13 protein-coding genes are annotated in these 15,813 nt (G+C 55.4%); 6 read left to right on the forward strand and 7 right to left on the reverse strand.

Going from position 1 to position 15,813, the window contains the following annotated elements:
- Nucleotides 1–94: 94 nt before the first annotated feature.
- Entirely contained in the window at nt 95–2,677 is a 2,583-nt protein-coding gene (locus F5984_RS12605; protein ID WP_152124637.1) for a glycosyl hydrolase, read from the forward strand.
- A gap of 299 nt (nt 2,678–2,976) precedes the next feature.
- On the opposite strand, the gene F5984_RS12610 is transcribed toward F5984_RS12605, so the two are convergent.
- Nucleotides 2,977–5,391: a TonB-dependent receptor gene (locus F5984_RS12610; protein WP_152124638.1), complete on the reverse strand. Its 2,415-nt coding sequence runs from the start codon at nt 5,389–5,391 to the stop codon at nt 2,977–2,979.
- A 90-nt stretch (nt 5,392–5,481) separates the two neighbouring features.
- Here F5984_RS12610 and F5984_RS12615 point away from each other — a divergent pair, with 90 nt between their 5' ends.
- The 3 genes from F5984_RS12615 to F5984_RS12625 all read left to right on the forward strand — a co-directional run bounded on the left by F5984_RS12615 (nt 5,482) and on the right by F5984_RS12625 (nt 7,915).
- Nucleotides 5,482–6,123: a hypothetical protein gene (locus tag F5984_RS12615; RefSeq protein WP_152124639.1), complete on the forward strand. Its 642-nt coding sequence runs from the start codon at nt 5,482–5,484 to the stop codon at nt 6,121–6,123.
- Nucleotides 6,124–6,521: 398 nt separating this feature from the next.
- A complete protein-coding gene (locus F5984_RS12620; RefSeq protein WP_152124640.1) occupies nt 6,522–7,199 on the forward strand; it encodes a lytic transglycosylase domain-containing protein in 678 nt (225 codons plus the stop codon).
- 119 nt (nt 7,200–7,318) lie between these two features.
- Complete coding sequence (locus F5984_RS12625) at nt 7,319–7,915, forward strand: hypothetical protein (RefSeq protein ID WP_152124641.1); 597 nt, start codon at nt 7,319–7,321, stop codon at nt 7,913–7,915.
- Between the two features lie 145 nt (nt 7,916–8,060).
- On the opposite strand, the gene F5984_RS12630 is transcribed toward F5984_RS12625, so the two are convergent.
- The 4 genes from F5984_RS12630 to F5984_RS12645 all read right to left on the reverse strand — a co-directional run bounded on the left by F5984_RS12630 (nt 8,061) and on the right by F5984_RS12645 (nt 10,881).
- Nucleotides 8,061–9,044, reverse strand: coding sequence for an alpha/beta hydrolase family protein (locus F5984_RS12630; protein ID WP_152124642.1), 984 nt, complete (start codon nt 9,042–9,044; stop codon nt 8,061–8,063).
- Between the two features lie 23 nt (nt 9,045–9,067).
- Nucleotides 9,068–9,727 carry an SdpI family protein gene (locus tag F5984_RS12635; RefSeq protein ID WP_152124643.1) on the reverse strand — a complete coding sequence of 220 codons (660 nt, stop codon included), beginning with the start codon at nt 9,725–9,727 and terminating at the stop codon, nt 9,068–9,070.
- On the reverse strand, nt 9,714–10,055 hold the full coding sequence (locus F5984_RS12640) for an autorepressor SdpR family transcription factor (RefSeq protein ID WP_152124644.1): 342 nt from the start codon (nt 10,053–10,055) through the stop codon (nt 9,714–9,716). Before F5984_RS12640 ends, F5984_RS12635 begins: the two co-directional genes overlap by 14 nt.
- Before the next feature lie 166 nt (nt 10,056–10,221).
- Complete coding sequence (locus F5984_RS12645) at nt 10,222–10,881, reverse strand: hypothetical protein (RefSeq protein WP_152124645.1); 660 nt, start codon at nt 10,879–10,881, stop codon at nt 10,222–10,224.
- 157 nt (nt 10,882–11,038) lie between these two features.
- On the opposite strand from F5984_RS12645, the gene cobT reads away from it, so the two are divergent.
- Entirely contained in the window at nt 11,039–12,073 is a 1,035-nt protein-coding gene (gene cobT, locus F5984_RS12650; protein ID WP_152124646.1) for a nicotinate-nucleotide--dimethylbenzimidazole phosphoribosyltransferase, read from the forward strand.
- Between the two features lie 60 nt (nt 12,074–12,133).
- Here the strand turns inward: cobT and F5984_RS12655 are convergent, their stop codons facing one another.
- Together F5984_RS12655 and F5984_RS12660 are read right to left on the reverse strand one after the other, a co-directional pair.
- Nucleotides 12,134–12,610, reverse strand: a complete 477-nt coding sequence (locus F5984_RS12655; RefSeq protein ID WP_152124647.1) for a Rid family hydrolase — start codon at nt 12,608–12,610, stop codon at nt 12,134–12,136.
- A 6-nt stretch (nt 12,611–12,616) separates the two neighbouring features.
- Entirely contained in the window at nt 12,617–13,327 is a 711-nt protein-coding gene (locus F5984_RS12660; RefSeq protein ID WP_152124648.1) for a DUF2461 domain-containing protein, read from the reverse strand.
- Nucleotides 13,328–13,459: 132 nt separating this feature from the next.
- Between F5984_RS12660 and F5984_RS12665 the strand changes: the two genes are divergently transcribed.
- Nucleotides 13,460–15,799 carry a tetratricopeptide repeat protein gene (locus tag F5984_RS12665; protein ID WP_152124649.1) on the forward strand — a complete coding sequence of 780 codons (2,340 nt, stop codon included), beginning with the start codon at nt 13,460–13,462 and terminating at the stop codon, nt 15,797–15,799.
- Nucleotides 15,800–15,813 lie beyond the last annotated feature (14 nt).

Genomic DNA, 15,813 nt, shown 5'->3' on the forward strand with positions numbered 1-15,813 from the left:
ATCCGCGTTCAATTGGCATCGATTGGCTACATGAATCGCTTGTTTGTTCATTCACCCAACTATAAACCATAAACTGTAAACTATAAACTGTAATATGACCCGGTTGCTGCTGTTTTGCCTGCTGAGTTCTACGCTTGCCCTTGCCCAACCTGGCCCGGCACCGGGGCAAACCACCAAACCCTGGACATACTGGTGGTGGCTCGGTAGTGCGGCTAATGAAAAAGACATTACCGGCCAACTCGAACAGTTTGCCAAAGCCGGGCTGGGCGGTGTGCACATCATCCCGATTTATGGTGTAAAAGGGGCTGAGTCGGCGTTTATTCCGTTTTTGAGCAAGCGTTGGCTCGACGTATTTGCCCATACCGTTCGCGAGGGGAAACGGCTGGGACTGGGCGTTGACCTGACCACCGGCACGGGCTGGCCCTTTGGCGGGCCGGGCGTTTCGGAGGCCCACGCGGCAAAAGCCTGGAAACTCGTCGACGGGAAGCTGACCGCCGTACCTACCCGCCAACAGGTGAAACGCCCCGCACCGGGCGGGGCCGGGCCCGTCATTGATTATTTCAGCCGAAGTGCCATTGACGCGTATCTGGTCCGTTTCGATTCTACCCTCAATACGCTGCCGCAGAGACCAAGGGCTGTTTACAACGACTCCTACGAGGTGTTTGGCGCGAACTGGTCCGACGATTTTCTGGCGCAATTCCAGAAACGGCGCGGGTACGACTTGCAAAGCCAACTGGCGGCTTTTCTGGACACCACGGGATCGGATGCGGGCATTCGGGTGCATCAGGATTACCATCAGACACTTTCCGAACTGCTGCACGACGGCTTCACCCGCCAATGGACCGACTGGGCCCGTCGGCAAAAGTACCTCACCCGGCATCAGGCCCACGGTTCGCCCGGCAACCTGATTGATCTCTACACCCTGGCCGATATTCCCGAAACCGAATCGTTTGGGTCGAGCCGGTTTCCGATTCCGGGGCTCCGGGTCGATGCAAATTACGAAGTCGACCGGTTCGGGACACCCAATCCGCTGGCCATGAAACTGGCGTCGTCGGCCGCGCACCTGGCGGGTAAAAAGCTCGTCAGCTCCGAAACGGGCACCTGGCTTGCCAACCATTTTCAGGTGTCGCTATCGCAGCTTAAACCGCAGATCGACGAGTTGTTTGCCTCGGGGATCAACCACGTTTTTTACCACGGTATCCCCTACTCGCCCCCATCAGAGCCGTGGCCGGGCTGGCTATTTTACGCGTCTACCCATTACGGTCCGCAGTCGCATTTCTGGCCACACCTGCCCCAGCTCAACAGCTACGTAGAGCGGTGTCAGTCGCGCCTGCAAACAAGCGCCCCCGACCACGATCTGCTCGTTTACTTCCCCATTCACGACCTGTGGGCAACGCGGGCCCGGTCGGGCGGGGGTATTCACCAACTGGAAGTCCACCACGTTGAGCGCTGGCTGCTGCCTCAGGCCGTTGGGCAACTGGGCGAGCAATTACTCCGGCGCGGCTTCGCTTATGATTTTATCTCCGACGAATGGCTCAACCGGCTGACTGTAAGCCCCAAGGGCGTTCGGACACCTGCTGGCACCACGTACCGGGCCATTGTAATCCCGCGGACCACTTATTTCCCGGAAAGCACGCTTCGGCAGCTGGCCAAGCTGGCTCAACAAGGGGCTCGTATCGTGTTTGAGGGGGCGCTACCCACCACGGCACCGGGCTTTTTTGCGCACGCCAAACGGTCGGGGCAGGTACGGGAACTGAGCAGCCAATTGAGCAAGCTCCCATCGGTACGGGTGAGCAACAACGTATTTAACACGCTCCGCGAGCAGGGTGTCCGGGCCGAAACCTGGGCCGAACAGGGGCTTTCGTTTTTGCGCAAACGCCGGGCCGATGGCACGGTTCTATATTTTGTTACGAACCTCGGCAATACGTTCCGGCCTGGCTGGATAACCCCCGCAACCACCGGCACCGTTCGGCGGTACAACCCCCTCACCGACCAAACCGAACCGGTGGCGGTGCGGGCGGGCCGTACGGGGCAGACAGAGCTGTTTCTGGCCCTCGAACCGGGGCAATCGTGCTTTCTGGAGATTTCGCCCGGCCAAGCGGCTACCCGGCAGTCGGCCGTTCAAACCAATGGAATGGCCGTATTGGAGCTGAGTACTCCCTGGCAGTTTCGGTTCGGGGCGGGCCGCCCGACGTTAAGCGGGTCGGCTACGTTACCAAAGCTCGTTTCCTGGACCAGCATCACCGACTCAGCCGGGTATTTCTGGGGTACGGGCCACTACCAAACCACGTTCGACTTACCGGCCGGTGCCGCGCCCAACGCCCTCTACGAACTCGATCTGGGCGATGTGCGGGAAGTGGCCGAGGTACAACTCAATGGGCAACCATTGGGTACAGCCTGGTGCCTGCCGTTCCGGCTCAGTATTCCGGCCAACCGGTTGAAAACAACCGGAAACACGCTGGAAATTGCCGTTACAAACCTGTCGGCCAACTATATGCGGCTGTTCGACAAGCAGCACCCCGGTAACCAACCACCCGGCTGGAAGAAATTTTACGACATCAACATTGTCGATATTCGGTACCGCCCCTTCGACGCTACCGGGTGGGACGCCCAGCCTTCGGGCTTGTTGGGGCCGGTTAAGCTCCTCTCCAAGACAGCGATGGCCGATTCGAAGTAAAAAAAACATGAGTCATCCCGAAAATTCGAATTTTTGATGATTTTAAGCCCAAGTTCCTCCTTGGATACCCCGTCAGGGGCCTAATATTGGTAGCTAACCCGAAACATAGACCGAATACCAGAGCCCCGAAGGGGCGTAACTTGTTTAGGGTTACGCCCCTTCGGGGCTCTGGTATTAGCGGGAGACATCTTTTCTACCAATATTGGGCCCCTAACGGGGCGTCGAGTCGAGGCCACTGCTACCCTAAAATCGGGATGACTCATGTTCTGCTTGAGGGCAGATGCCTTCAGATACAACCATCAAAACTCCCAGCGGTAGTTCAGGATAGGCAACAAGCCGAGCTGAAACTTCTGGACTACCTTGCGCTGAACGGCATCGTAATAACTATACGCCTGGTTTTTAGCCCCGGTCACATTCATCAAATCGAGCGAAAGTGTGCGGCTGTACCGGGCCCGGTTCTTTTTCCAATACACCCGCAAATCGGCGCGGAAGTAATCGGGCAATTGCACACTGAAATCAGACCCGGCATACACCGTAGCCCCGGCTTGCCGTGAGGCTTCCAGGTTGATGGGCCGGTCGCGGAAACCACCTAATTGCGTTACCCGCCCGTTGAAACCCCAGATGCGGGTGTACGTATTGCGTTGGGTTACGTATTCCTTACCCCCAGTCAGGTTAATGGCGTGCCGACCGTTGAAGCGGGTATCACGCCAAACACCATCCAGTGCCTGATAGCGAGAGTCGTACAGTGAGCCACTCACGAGCAGGTAGTAATTTTTCACAAGCAGTTTCTGGTACGTCAGCTCAAGGCCCGCATTACGGCCCTTTCCTTTGTTCACCAAAGGCTCAGGGCGTTCACCCAGTTCGTTGATATCAATCAGGTTAAGCACTGAATACCCAACAGGAACTCCACCCACCAACCGGCTCGAAACAGGTACGTTGAACAGACTCTGGTAGTACACTTCGGTCCGCACCGACGATGATTCGTCGATCTGGAACGTATGCCCTAACACCAAATGATGCGACCGGGTCAGGCCAACGCCCAGATTCCGAAACGACTCACCACTTCCCCGCAGGGCTTCGGTCAGATACGTCACCGGCTGCTGGGTCTGACTATGCAACCCGTAAGCAAGCGTAAACGCTTGCCGTTCAACGGGTTGCCAGCGCACCGAAGCACGGGGCTCCAGGGCAACGCTATTCTTGTTGACAGTAAACAGATTTCCATGCACGCCCACATTGAGGGTCAGCTTTTCGGAGGGCGTCCAAATGTAATTTGCGTAAGGTTGTATCAGCCATGACCACAGAATCCCCTCCTGCACCCGACCCGACCGGGGGAAGCCCAGCGGAGCCCGGTCGCGCCATACGCCCATTGACCCGTACCAACGGGTCAGGTAAAGACCCAGTTGCAGCCGCCGGTCGTCGCGCAGGCGGTAGTTAAATTGGTTGTGGAGCGTAGCGCGGGCGTTAGTCGTGCGATCATACTGAAACGGGTTACCTACGGGCATAGCACCCGTCAACGAACCGGGATACTGATCACGGTCGTTCTTGTTTGCCGATGCCACAGCCGACACCCGCCATTGCCAACGCCCGCCCAGCATCTGCGTGTAGGTAAGCCCCCCCGCACTCATCCACGAGTCGAACCGAATGGAGAACCGGTCTTTATCCTCCTCACGGAGCGAATCGGCCTTGGCGGTGAAATCGTTGCTGCTTTTACCCATCACCCCAAACAAGGTGAGCTTACCCCGGCGGGTGGGTAGAGCAAGGTTTACCGACAGATCGCCAAACCGGATATCTTCTCCACCAAACGACACACCCATGAGCCCCAGCAAGCCCGTAAACGAGTACCGGAGGTTGACCAGATACGAAGCCCCCGTGCGCCGGTTGAGCGGCCCCTCGGCGGCTACATCCAGGCCAATAAGGCCTACCTGCGCGGTGTATTCGTGCTTTTGGTTATTGCCTTCCCGGAAGCGCATATCCATAACGCCCCCCAGCGTATTGCCGTATTCAGGCGTAAACGCGCCCGATAAAAATCGGGTTGAGCTGAGCAACTGCGCACTGAGCAGGTTTACCCCACCGCCCGACGGCAAGGCACGGTCGCCAATGGTACCGGCATTGCTCAGGTGATTGGGATTCACAATTTCGACACCTTCGAGCCGCCAAACCAGTCCGCTTGGCGCATTACCCCGCACCGACAGGTTATTGGCCTGATCGTTGGTATTAATGACCCCGGCATAGGCCGTAGCGAGCCGGGCAGGATCGAGGTAGGTAGCCGGAAACCGAAGCACCTGCTCCGGCGTGATGGTCTGCACGCTACTCAGGGTATTGTCGGGACGACGGCCTTTCACAACCGTTTCAACGAGGGTTTCGGCACCGGCCCGCAACCGGACATCAATGACCTGTTCTTTACCCGATTCGAGCAGAATTTCGGTAATCACCTGGGTTTCGTAGCCCAGAAACCGGGCCACCAGCTGGTAGCGGCCTACCGGCACCCGACCGAACGAAAACGCTCCGTTGCGGTCAGAAGTAGCCCCGTACACTTGCAGGGCATCTTCGAGCTGAAGGGTGGCATTGGGCAGGGGCTGATCGGTATCGGCATCGAAAATAGTCCCCCGAATAATTTGTGAAGATGCAGGAGCGGCTGAATAGTTGACCTGCGCAGAGGCCGCCGAAGCCGTGAGACACAGACAAAGGCAAACAAATCGGTACAAAAAAGACATACAACGGGTGGGTTAGGCATTCCTAAACATATTGGCCGGTTGGTCGTTAAGTAGGCAGCTAACCGCTACCCGGTCAGGCTAGGCAACGCAATGATCCTGACACCCTTCGAAATAGACTTATACCGGCACCTATCGCCTTTCTTTACGGGTCAGGGATTTGCCCTGATGACGGAGAAAAAGCAATACCGCAAAACTACAGCAACCGGCTTTCAAAACATTATTCTATCGCCCGCTTTTTATGGCGACGAAACCTGGCTGGAAGTAAACCTGGGAACTCGAAATGAGCAGATTGAACAAATTGGGCAACAATTTTTAAACAACCTACCCGATTTTCGGCCCGATGCAAACACGATCATTCTGTCGATTGGGAAGTTGCAGGGGCTTCCGTATTTCCGGTACAAAATTGCCTCCGATGCGCAGTTGGCCGACACCTGCCGCACCATCGAGTCGTTCATGACCGAGTCGGGATTTGCGTTTCTGCAATCGGCCGAGAGTCTCACCGGTATCGACACCCTGCTCAATGAATCGCCGGGGCAACCCAGCCGGTATGTGTATAATCAGACTCACCGATGCTATAAGGCAATTATTGCCGCACGGCTTACCAACAACCCCCATTTCGACGGGCTCATTGACCGGTATCGTCACCAATTGAATGTACAAACCCGGAACCCGTATGAGCAACTTAATTTCGAACGCCTGGTCGCTTTCTTATTGCACTATTCGATGAACTAACTAAACTCAATCATCAGCCAATCAAGTGGTTACTTCAATCACTATTTTTATTTTAGCTTTTTTTAACATTTTTTTCGTTTCGGCAGGTCTACTCATTTTTAATCTCTATCTGACTGAGAGCGAATAATTTATCTACAAAAAAGATAGATTATTTAAACATAGGCTTCTTTCATATAAAGAATTGCCTTACAATCGATTCATAATCAATAAACTAATGGGTCATCGCCTGGCGTTACCCTTCTATCACCAAGTAGTTTTATGTTTTGCTTAAACGAGTTGGAATCTCCTTTTTTTTCGCGCTTGTTCGTCCGGCCGTGATGGCCGCGGTCAAAATCACTCCTCTTTCTGTAGCGCCAAAATCGATCAATCACAGTCAGCCGGTCGTACTCTCAACGGACGTGAACGCGCTGATGACGGCTCCCGCTGAGGCCGAGTTGCCTCTGCTGGATGTAAACTTTTGCGGAGAAGATATGCCCCTCGATCAGGAGGTGGTCATCAGCCGCTGGAGACATGTATTCACAACGTTTCGTCCTCAATCTAAACAAATCAACGACCTGCGTCGGCGGGCTGACTCGGTGTTCCCGATCGTTGACGAGATTTTGGACAAATACGATATTCCGCCCGATTTCCGGTACGTACCGCTGGCTGAAAGTGGCCTGAATCCCAAGGCGGTATCGCCCAAAGGAGCGGGTGGCTACTGGCAGCTGATGCCCGCCACCGCCCGCGAACTGGGCCTGAAAGTTGGCGGGAAAAACGATGAGCGTTTTCATGTTCGGAAGGCAACCGAAGCTGCTTGCCGATACCTGCGCAAACTGTACGATCAGCTCGGGTCCTGGTCGCTGGTGGCAGCGGCCTACAATGTGGGGCCGGGGTACATTAAAGGCCAGTTGAAACGGCAACCTAATTTAGATTATTACAAGATGAAGCTCCCCCGCGAGACTCGCTATTATTTGTACCGGGTGTTGTTGTATAAGGAGTTATTTTCGCGCCCTAACGACTATTCGTCCTACCTGAGCCCGGCTCCGCTCACCACATTTCGGCTTACGCCAGGTATGTTGAGCCAGCAGGCGGCTTAAGTTTATCCGCTCAGACCAAAAAATGGGTCATTTGCTCAAAAATCGGGTAGTTCTATGGACAAATAAGCCAACTTAACGTTAGTCATATATCCGGTTGTTCCGGAGTTACTCACTACGTTATGGTTGGCTTTTATCGTTTTGTACTATTTCTGGTTTTTACAGCTTCGCTTGCCCGTGGGCAGGACCGATGGGGGGTAGGAATTGGCAGTGGTGTCCAAAACGTGCGGCAACCGTTTCGCAACGAACCCAAGGCGCCAATGGCGGCTCCCGTGAGCGTATCGCTTGGCCGCGTATTCATGCTTGAAAAACCAAGTATTGCCCTCTGGTTTTACGGCCGGGCGGAGGGCACGAATCAGAATCAGGCGTTCGGGGTTGGCTACCGGGTGTATTCGGCCAACGGGTTTGGTGAACGCGGAAGCCTGAAACCGTTTATTGATCTGTTTTTGAGCACCCCCTACGTGAAAGACCGGGTGGGGCCACCCGAACGCGAGCGATCGAGCGGCACATTTCTGACCACCGGCTTGGCCTATTTTCTGGGCGACAACCACTCTATTGAGTTAAGTATGGGCCTGTACACCACCCGGCAGTTTCAGGACCGGGGGTTTGCGGTACAGCCGTCTATCGGGTATGCCTTTATTCCGAACCCAAACCCGCCCCTGCGCTCACCAAAGGCCCGCCGATACCGCAACCCCGCCCGTTGTCCTAAGTTGTTTTAAATAAATAATGGGTAATGAGTAATGGATAATGTAGAATTGTGATAGCTTGACTCTTAGCCGGTTCAATAATATTCGTTCTACATTGTTCATTATCCATTTTACATTAATCATTCTACATTATCCATTTTACATTACCCATTCTCCCCTATTCTTTCCCAACAAACGTGGCTATTGTCTGGGCCAAACCGGGTATTAGGGGGCGAGTGGGATCGTTGTAGGTTTTTATGTTGGCGGCCCGGTCGGTGGGGCCTTCTTTTAGAATATGGCTCATGCCAGACACCAGCACGTATCGAGCGTCGGGTCGGGCCGCGCGTAGCCGTTCGGCTTCGCTCACGGCTACCTGAACATCGCGGTCGCCCTGCACAATCAGCACCGGCCCTTTGTACCGGGTAATCTCAACCGCCGGGTCATATTGCATCCACGAGCGCAAAAAAGGTTGGTTCATAGGGCCAAAGCCGATCATTAACAGCGACATAGGCACCACGTTGACCGGCTTGTTCATCCGTAGGGTGTCGAGCATCAGGCTTGCCGCCTGTCGTTCGGTGGCTGGAATAGCCGATTCAAATTGTGTTTTGAGCACATCGGCAATGTTGCGGCCCGCACCCGCCAGTGAAATAAACCCAGCAGCCCCCAGCTGCCGGGCAGCCAGCATCCCTACCAGCGACCCCTCGCTATGCCCAGCAACGTACACCCGGCCAAACCGACGGTCGGCCTGCAGCATACGGGCAAACCCGACGGCATCGGCCACGTACGAATCAAACAGAATAGCTTGGGGTTTAATCCGTTTCAGGGCCGTTTGGAGGTTTGAGCCACTAAACCGCTTATCATACCGCACCATAGCCACCCCACGTTGGGCAAGGCTGTCGGCCAGCAGTGCATAGGCATTCGACTGAAGCCCCACTCCGCTGTTGCCATTCCGGTCGGTAGGGCCCGAACCCGCAATAAACAGGATAACCGGAACCGGGCCGGCCGTACCGGCGGGCAGCGTGAGTGTCCCTTCGAGCACGAGCCCTTCGGCGGTAGTCAGCGAAATGGGCTCTGATGTCTGAGCGTGGGCGGTCTGTTTGCCCAATAACGCAGGTCCAATCAGACAGCCAATCAACAGAACGAGCAGGTTAACGTTTTTCATACAAATGAAGCGGTTCAGGTTATTTACAAGATGCCGGCACGCCGTTTTTCGTTGCGATACGCCCAGTATGAGTAGGCCATAGGCACCACGGCCAGCACACCGGTAATGGTTAGAATGATTGGCATTTGCCATGCTTGAGGCACTAACAGCAACAGAATAGCGCCCGTTACGCCCCCACCTACCCACAAACGGCCAGCCATTTGGTGCGTTTTACGCCAAACCGTCTCATTAAATAGTGTCCAGGGGGTTCGGATACCGATGAAAAAATTGGGTTTTACGGTAGTCATGTAGTTACCCAACGCTGCCATTAACACCATCAAAACCAACATAATGGGCGAGCTATCTTCGGCAAGGCCCGCCTGCGTCGATGCATACAACGTCCAGCACATCAGCCCCGACAGAAACAAACTCACCACCAGCCGAAGCCGATGATAATTACCCGATTGGGCATTGGAGAAGACACCAGCCCCCGGCGCGTAACGGGTTATGGCGTAGATAAACACCTGAATGCCCCCCATCAGCAACAGAAACGTACCTTTGGGCATCGTACCATCGGGCTTACCATTAATGCCGTAATGCGAAATCAACCGGGGCGGCAACTGATCCCAAACCAGGGCAGCATACGCGAATGGGGCCACAATGGCCATCCAGATTAAAACATCGGTGGAGTTAGTCTTCTTCATGGTTTTTGGGGGTTTGGACAACGGTTTCTGATGGCGATTGGGCTGACTCTGATAAGCCAGGCCGGGAAAGACCCGGTTGCCCCAGACTGAGCAACCACCCCAGCAACTCATCGAGAACCGACGTATTGAGTGAATAATAAATGAATTGCCCCTGCCGGGTCGACTCAACCAGGCCAGCCTGCCGCAACAGATCAAGATGGTGCGAAATGCTCGGCTTGGTCATGGCAAACCGATCGGCAATCTCACCGGCTGTAAGGTCGCCCCCGCGCAGCAGATCCAGCATCTGCCGCCGGGTAGGATCATTCAGGGCTTTGAACAGGGTATTCAACGTAGGACTGTTTAAATAGTTAGACAATTATCTAATTATTTAAACCTCTAATCAATAGCTCCTATGTCAAGCGGTTTAAAGGGCTGATAAACGGTAAAGACAAACCATAATGGCATAAAAAAAAGGCACAACAACCTGCTGCGCCTTTCCTGGATTCCGTAGCGACCTACTTCATCTTGAGCATAAACGTGCCATTGGTTAGCACAATCTGATCGGTTTTGTCGCCCCGGCGGTAGCCGTTACCTTCCGGGTCAATACCCGAGTCGTAACCCGACGCCTTCGTAATTACCTTGTCTTCCATCTTGTTCATCAGGCGACCTACCCCACCGAACACCGTTGCGCCGGCTTTTTCTTTCCAGTAGCTTCCAGCCAGGTTACCGCTAAACGTAGCCGTCAGGGAGCCATCGGCCCCTTTTTTCACAGTGATAACTTCGTCGTTGTTCTGCGATTTCCCTACGTGGTACTCCATGCGGGGCGCCCGCGTTTCTTCTACATACTTGATAGCGGCCAAACCGGTGTATTTACCCATACTTTCTACCTTCTGCCGGTTTTCGCGCGTGTCGGGCCGGTCGGCATCTACAACCAGGTACGTTCCTTCCTGCAACTGATCAACGTTGGTGTTGCCACCCAGCCAGATTCGCAACGAGCGGTCGGGCTTGTCGGTATTGGCCGTGATCCACCACACGTTACCAATCATTACCCGCCGGGGCGCGGTTTTGTACTCTTTGCCGTCGATTTGCACCGAGAGCGTATTGTTATTTTCAATCTGGGCGCAGACAGCCGTTGCCGATACGAGCCAAAGGAGTAAAGCGGATAGGGGTTTCATCGTGTTCAAGTGTTGTTTTGTATGCCAAACCTATGGAAAATAGGCACCCCCTATCCGAACGGTTTAGCATTCGGTATTTCAATTGTAATTGGCCGATGCCGCAACCCGCTTTATCCCCTTTTTACGCATCTTTGCAACCTATTTGCTCACACACGAAATGCCTATTACTCCTGTTAATCGCACACGCCAGGCCGAGTTTCAGCAACTCATCGACCAGAAAACCAAGCCCCTTGGGGCACTGGGTCAACTCGAACGGCTGGCCCTGCAACTCGCTCTGATCCAGCAATCGCCCACCCCTACCCTCACCCATCCGCATCTGCTCGTTTTTGCGGGCGACCACGGCCTCACGGCCGAGGGCGTGAGTGCGTACCCGTCGGCCGTAACCTACCAGATGGTCCATAACTTCCTGAATGGCGGGGCGGCCGTAAACGTGTTTTGCCGGGCCAACGGGCTTCAGCTGGTGGTGTGCGACGTAGGCGTGAACGGCTCATTTACCGAAAACGCACCGGGTTTTGTGAAGTACAAAGTGGCGCCCGGCACGCGCAACATGCGCTACGAACCCGCCATGACGCTCGATGAATGCGAAGCCGCCATGGACGCAGGCCGGATTCTGGTCGATGGGCTCGTGTACCGCGACTGTACCGTGGTGGGTTTTGGTGAAATGGGCATCGGCAATACGTCGTCGGCCAGTTTGCTCATGCAACGACTTACCGGTCTGCCGCTTGACCAGTGTGTAGGTCGCGGCACTGGCCTCAACGACACTGCCCTGGCGCACAAGCTTCAGGTGTTACAGGCCGTGTCGGATCGGCACGCCGAAGCCGGCCATACGCCGGTTGAACTGCTGGCTACGCTCGGTGGGTTTGAGATTGCGGCTATTGTGGGGGGGATGCTTCGGGCGGCCGAGAACCAGATGGTGATTCTGGTGGATGGCTTTATTGCCACAGCGGCCCTGCTTGTGGCCCAGGCTATCGACCCGGCGGTTGTGGATTATTGCGTATTCTGCCACGAATCCAACGAAGCGGGGCATCACTTCATGCTGGGGCACCTGAATGCCGAACCGCTGCTGAGCCTCGGCATGCGGCTGGGCGAAGGGTCGGGTTGCGCGCTGGCGTACCCCTTACTGAAAAGTGCAGCCGCTATGCTTTCCGATATGGCCTCGTTTGCATCGGCGGGTGTATCGGAAAAAGAATAGATTCGGCTTGCGAGATAGAACGGGGGCAATCCGTCGGTTACGGATTGCCCCCGTTTTGGTTTACTCTTTCACAGCCACCACCTCAACCTCAATCATCACGTCTTTATCCACCTGCTGAGGCACGTTTTTAATATCAGAAATAGCAGGCTGATTCGCTTTATTCTCCGAAAAATACCGATTCGCTAACCCTCTTACTATCTGTTGGTTATCACTGTTAGATTTTTCATCTGAGCTCGTAATCCGGTATGAAATCTGCCGGATGTTGTTAGGTCCCATTCCAACAGTGCGGAGCGTCTGCGTGAGGTTCACAAAAATGAGCGCCAACTGCGCATTGAGGTTGCCGCGGCTCACTACCTGCCCCTGATCATCGACAGGCCGTTGACCACAAATATAGATTTTCCGGTTAGGCACCGTTGTTTCAACCGGGTACAGATATGTAGGCAGTAGTTTAGCGGTGGGCGTGCTTTGGGCATGGCCCATCAACGCCGAGAGCCCCAGCGCACCCACCATCAGCCATCGGTTCAGGCAGTTTTTCATTCCAGATCAGAGGGTAATTTCTTCGTCTTTCTCTTCAAAAAAGAGGTAGTTCAGATAGTCGCAATAGGGTTTCAGCAACTGGCAGGCCTGGGTTATTTCGTCCGCAAAACCCGGTTTCAGTACTTCCTTATCGGTGTACCGGTGCATGAAAAACAGTTGTTTACGCCGGAGCAGATCGATGTGCGGATGATCGGCGGTATAGCCTTTGGGAGCCGTTTTCATGGTTTCGCCCCATATTTCGGGAAAGTACGCCCGAAACGGCTGGGCCTCAATAATGTCCGTCAGCGACTCCACATTATAGTCGATCTCCTGCCGGAATTTGGCCAGATGCTCCGGGGTGGGTTGCCACATACCCGCGCCAATAAACGACTCATTGCCGGGCTGAATATGGATGTAATAATCAATTCGGCCCGAATGCCGCCCGCCCGGCCCAATAGCCGCAGCTAAATTGAGTTTGTAAGGAGCTTTGTCTTTCGAAAACCGGATGTCGCGGTTGATTCGGAAAATACAGTCTTTCGCGTCGGTGTTGGGAAGTGGCTCAAAAGCAGACACCTGCTGCAATACCTGGTGGACAAACGTGACAAATTCGGCCTTCGCTGCGTCATAGCGTTTGCGGTTGAGCTGAAACCATTCGCGGTTGTTATTCTGAGCCAGATCACGCATAAACTGGAGCGTGGGTGCCGTCAAAACGGCCTTGGTTACGGTTTTAGCAGCCATGATAGTCAAAGTTACTCTATTTTTTGCGACCCGGCCACGCCCAGCACACATTTAACCTATTTCATATAATCCATACGGGCGAAAATTGGCCCGTTCGGTGTAACCTGTGCTCCTATCCATTAGTTTTACAGCATGAAGGGAAGTTGGTCCGTGTGGTTGTCGGCTTGTTTAGTGAGTATCTGCCCTCTGTTTGGGGGCGCAGAACGGGGGCTTTTTCCCTCAACCCGGCCCGCCCGGCCCGATTCGATCAAGAGCTCTTCACCAGTACGGTCGGCGGCATCGGTGCCCACCCGTAAAGATCCGGTACCGGGACAAAACAACACGGCTATTCTGTTCAGCAAGGCGGGCAAGCAGACGCAGGCGCTTAGTCTGCTTACCAAAGCGGGCCAAACCCGCCCGTCTGATACGCTGACCTACAACCGGGCGCTGATCCTCCTTAAACTCAAACGGCTCGACGAAGCCGCGACCGCCCTTCAGAAACTCAACACCTTCGCGCACGCCCAATTGAACCTTGGCGGGCTGCAATGCCGACAGGGTGACTGGGCCCGTGGTCTGAAAACATTGCAGGCGGCCCCGGCCACCCAGGATTGGGCCGACGAAAAAGCGGTGAACATCGCACTGGCGCACTATCAACTGGGTCAGTATAAGGACGCCGAGCGCACGCTATCCGGGGCAACGGGGTCAGCGGCCCAACTCCTGCGTGCCGATCTGGCCCTGGTTCAGGGTTTTTATGCCGATGCCCTGAAGGGCTATAAAGCGCTGGAAAACGACGAAACGTTTGGGGCCGTTATCCCTGTCAGGATGGGCAATGCCTTGCTCGGAATGCGCAAATTTGCCGATGCAGCCGCCCTGTTTGAGCAATACCTGGCCGGTACCGACCGCACGGCCCACGGCGCTGCCCGGCTCGGACTGGCCAACGCCCGCTACGGGCAGCGTGAGTTTGGCCCGGCAGCTGCGGAGTACCGGGCGGCCGTACAACTACTCCCACAGTCGACAGCGGCCCGCACCGGACTGGCCAACGCCCTGGCCAGTAACCGCGATTACCGCAGTGCACGTGCCCAGTACGAAACGGTGCTTCGGCAAGACCCGACCAGCCTGAACGCCCGCATGGGGCTGGGCGTGGTGGCCTTCCGGCAAGGTAACGTGCCCGAGTCGGTGGGGCATCTGCGGCAGGTAGCGGCTCGGCTCGACCCCACCAACCCCGACCATGCCGATGCGTACCTGCATCAGGGGCTGGCCTCGCTCAGTATCAGCCGGTTCGATACAGCCCGGCGCGCCCTGGAGATTGTGTCGCGGTTACGCCCCGGCGACCCCTCTGCCTTTTCGGGTCTGAGCGAAGTGTACCGGCGGCAGGATTTGTACGGACAGGCCCTCGAAATGCTCCAACAGGCGATCAACAAAACGGCCGAACACCATTGGCCGGGTGCCCAACCTCCCCCGGAACTTTCGGCTAAAACCCGCGCCCGGATGCAGGCTAACCGGGGTAGTTTACTGCTCAAACTGAACCTGATGGATCAGGCGTATCCGGTGTTTCAGGATGCCCTGAAAGACGACCCATCTAACCTGAACGCTCTCAACGGAGTAGCTGTGAGCCTGTTGGAAATGGATCAGCTCGATAAAGCGCATACGCTGTACGACAGCCTGATTAACCGGGGGCACCGCCGGGCATTTCTGCTCAACAACCGGGGCATTGTACGCTCATATATGGCCTTGCAACTCGATAAGAAAAAACAGACCGAAGAGGCCCGCAAGTACTATACCCTGGCCCGGCAAGACTATGAGAAAGCTCAGCAAATGGATACCTCGCGCCGGTTTTATCAGAACAATCTGGGCAACGTACTAAAGAACCTGAACCTCTACGACGAAGCCGTAAAGAGTTATCAGGCGTATATGAGCCGCAGTGCCATCAACAACATGGGGGTGCTGTACGCGGCCAACCGGAAGCCCGATTTTTCGCGCTACTACCTTAATCTGGCCATCGAGCTCGACTCCAACAACCTCATTTACCAGTACAACCGGGTAAAGCTGTACCGCACCTTTTACCCTGACTCGCTCAACCGCAAACCGAATCTGCTGGCGGCCGAACGGCGATTGCCCACCCAGTCGATCAGTGCCAAGTACAGCCGGGATGGCTACATCAACATCTACCTGTACGATTACGATTTTGATGTGTACGATTACCCACCCGACCACCGGTTTCCGCTGGCGCTGGAACCGCCCCGCCCGCCCGATCTGTTGCCCATCGACGATTTTGTGGCCATGCCCGAACCGGCCGACCCCACACCGATAACGGCTAAAGCAGCCCCGTCGGCCGTGAATACAACCCCGGCAACAGCAACCGAAACAGCACCCCCGCCGGTAGCGACGCGCCCCGCCGTGACGAACACACCCGCCAAACGCAGCCGGATGCCTAAACCAGCCCGTCCCCGCCGAAGCACGCGCTGGGGCAGCACGCGTTGCCCTACATTCTGACGGCCCAAAACCCT

Origin of the sequence: Rudanella paleaurantiibacter (assembly GCF_009184635.1) — a bacterium.
Lineage (GTDB): Bacteria > Bacteroidota > Bacteroidia > Cytophagales > Spirosomataceae > Rudanella > Rudanella paleaurantiibacter.

What these genes read in the sequence shown, in the direction of transcription:
- F5984_RS12605 (WP_152124637.1), top strand. Translation starts at nt 95, where the DNA reads ATGACCCGGTTGCTGCTGTTTTGCCTGCTGAGTTCTACGCTTGCCCTT.
- F5984_RS12610 (WP_152124638.1), bottom strand. Translation starts at nt 5,391, where the DNA reads ATGTCTTTTTTGTACCGATTTGTTTGCCTTTGTCTGTGTCTCACGGCT.
- F5984_RS12615 (WP_152124639.1), top strand. Translation starts at nt 5,482, where the DNA reads ATGATCCTGACACCCTTCGAAATAGACTTATACCGGCACCTATCGCCT.
- F5984_RS12625 (WP_152124641.1), top strand. Translation starts at nt 7,319, where the DNA reads ATGGTTGGCTTTTATCGTTTTGTACTATTTCTGGTTTTTACAGCTTCG.
- F5984_RS12630 (WP_152124642.1), bottom strand. Translation starts at nt 9,044, where the DNA reads ATGAAAAACGTTAACCTGCTCGTTCTGTTGATTGGCTGTCTGATTGGA.
- F5984_RS12635 (WP_152124643.1), bottom strand. Translation starts at nt 9,727, where the DNA reads ATGAAGAAGACTAACTCCACCGATGTTTTAATCTGGATGGCCATTGTG.
- F5984_RS12645 (WP_152124645.1), bottom strand. Translation starts at nt 10,881, where the DNA reads ATGAAACCCCTATCCGCTTTACTCCTTTGGCTCGTATCGGCAACGGCT.
- cobT (WP_152124646.1), top strand. Translation starts at nt 11,039, where the DNA reads ATGCCTATTACTCCTGTTAATCGCACACGCCAGGCCGAGTTTCAGCAA.
- F5984_RS12655 (WP_152124647.1), bottom strand. Translation starts at nt 12,610, where the DNA reads ATGAAAAACTGCCTGAACCGATGGCTGATGGTGGGTGCGCTGGGGCTC.
- F5984_RS12660 (WP_152124648.1), bottom strand. Translation starts at nt 13,327, where the DNA reads ATGGCTGCTAAAACCGTAACCAAGGCCGTTTTGACGGCACCCACGCTC.
- F5984_RS12665 (WP_152124649.1), top strand. Translation starts at nt 13,460, where the DNA reads ATGAAGGGAAGTTGGTCCGTGTGGTTGTCGGCTTGTTTAGTGAGTATC.